The sequence below is a fragment of the Alicycliphilus sp. T452 genome (assembly GCF_054512775.1).
Window position 1 is genome coordinate 1 of sequence record NZ_JBTNEH010000066.1, and the last position, 1,822, is coordinate 1,822.

At 50.5% G+C, this 1,822-nt stretch carries 2 protein-coding genes; both read left to right on the plus strand.

Features of this window, described 5'->3' with window-relative positions:
* Positions 1–452: RHS repeat-associated core domain-containing protein (locus ACX12L_RS22900; RefSeq protein ID WP_459264566.1), on the plus strand; the 452-nt coding region annotated here is incomplete at its 5' end.
* Between the two features lie 35 nt (positions 453–487).
* Positions 488–1,006 carry a hypothetical protein gene (locus tag ACX12L_RS22905; protein WP_459264567.1) on the plus strand — a complete coding sequence of 173 codons (519 nt, stop codon included), beginning with the start codon at positions 488–490 and terminating at the stop codon, positions 1,004–1,006.
* The last annotated feature ends 816 nt before the right edge of the window (positions 1,007–1,822 follow it).

The following is a 1,822-nucleotide window of genomic DNA, read 5'->3' on the forward strand; positions in this document are numbered from 1 at the left end:
ACCACTACAAGGCCCGCTTCTACGATCCCCGCCTGGGGCGGTTCCTGCAGACCGATCCGATTGGGACGCAGGACGACTTGAACCTGTATGCCTATGTGGGAAACAATCCCATCAATCGCAGGGATCCGACAGGGCTATATTGGTTTAGGCAGCCTTGGCAAACGGAATACGCTGTTGGGCGTGAGGACACTCCAATCGCGCCTGGTGGCTTAGTCAGTCGGCTTATTGAGGACTATGTGCCAGCGGGGCGCACGTTTGGAGAAACGCATGACAGTCTCGTGGATGCACTTCACGCAGGCGGGGTTCCGGACTTGTTGGCTAATGTTCCCTCGATGATTCCTGCATTTGTTATGGCGGTAGGCATAGAAGCGTTGAGAACTTTGGGAATTATCGATCAACCAACACCCACGGCACCCATGGCACAACCAACTACTAAATTTCCTGATAAATAACGAAGCATGATTAGAATCCAACCTCGCCATACGGCATGTACGGCAGTGGTGATGCATCAGAAGGAAGTGAAGGCTTTATATTTTATATGCATATGAACAAGCTCAATGGTGCAATAGTGCGCGCCAGCGTTGCGTTTACGCTATTCGCCCTGATTGGCGCCATCTTCTGCAGCCCAAGTTACGCCGAAGAGTTACAGCCTGGGAGCCGATACAAGATCATTGGCCCCGTGTATTTGGCCGGTATATATCTGGACCTTGACAAGCGACAACTCAAGAGAGGGTTGGCGGTTGAGGATTTGACTGCGGTGCAATTTAAGGGTCCCGAGGTGGCCTTTCAACGTAGAGTGCCAGTAGGAACCATCATGACCATCATTGGTCCTGCACCAAAACGTGTATGGTGGCTTCCCTTCTCGGCAAAGGAGTACTTTGTCCGGCTTGACCCTAAAGATCCGCCAAGCGAGCTCGACGTTACTCTTGAGCTTAATCGCGGGATTGAGGGCAGTCTAGATGGGTTGAATCCAGAATTGTTTGAAAGATTCGATGGTGTTAAATAGAAAAATGCGTGATTTTGAAAAATCAGAATGTGGCATTTTCTGGGTCTGGGGTGGTCCTTTTGAGAGAATCGGAAGGCCTTTGGGCGGTCGCGGTAAAGGGGTATTTAGGTCTTGGGGACGGAGCTGTTGTCAGTTATAGGTGCTACCCATGAGGTAGTTGGGCGCTTGGTGGTTGGGCTAGGGGCAGACGTTCAAATTGATCCTCAAGAGACGGTGTCGCAGCATGCGATGCCAAGAGGATCGGACTATATTGCAAGAACATTCTTAAGCGCCCAAGTTGGAGGAAGAATTGGATCTGTAGGATTTTTCAGTGGAGTGAAATTCAGGCTTGGTAATGCTGTGACCACGTCAGTTGGTGAGGGGTATTTTAAATATTTCGCAAAAGTTATTCTGCGCTCAATGATTTTGATAAACTATATTTATTCTTTCGGGCGAGTGTAAATTATGGCATTGAAGTTGGGGGTTGTGGCAATGACCTCGGATCTCTTGTGAATGGGTTTGCGGGTAGATAAATCAGATCCTGGAAAATGCTTTATAAAAAGCACTGCACGTCTTTTAAAAGATGATGAAGAAACACGGCAGCCGCCGGCAGCACCATCACGCACGACGCCAACGGCGACCTGACGGGGGACGGCATCTGGACCTACGGCTACGACGAGAACAACCGGCTCAGGAGCGCGAGCAAGGCCGGCGCTAGGGCGAATCGACATTCAGAGCGACGCGCATGGGAAATGAGACGATACAGGTAGGAGGAAACCAGCCTGAATGTCTCGCCCGAGCCGCTACGAACTGACAGATCACCAATGGGAACGTCTT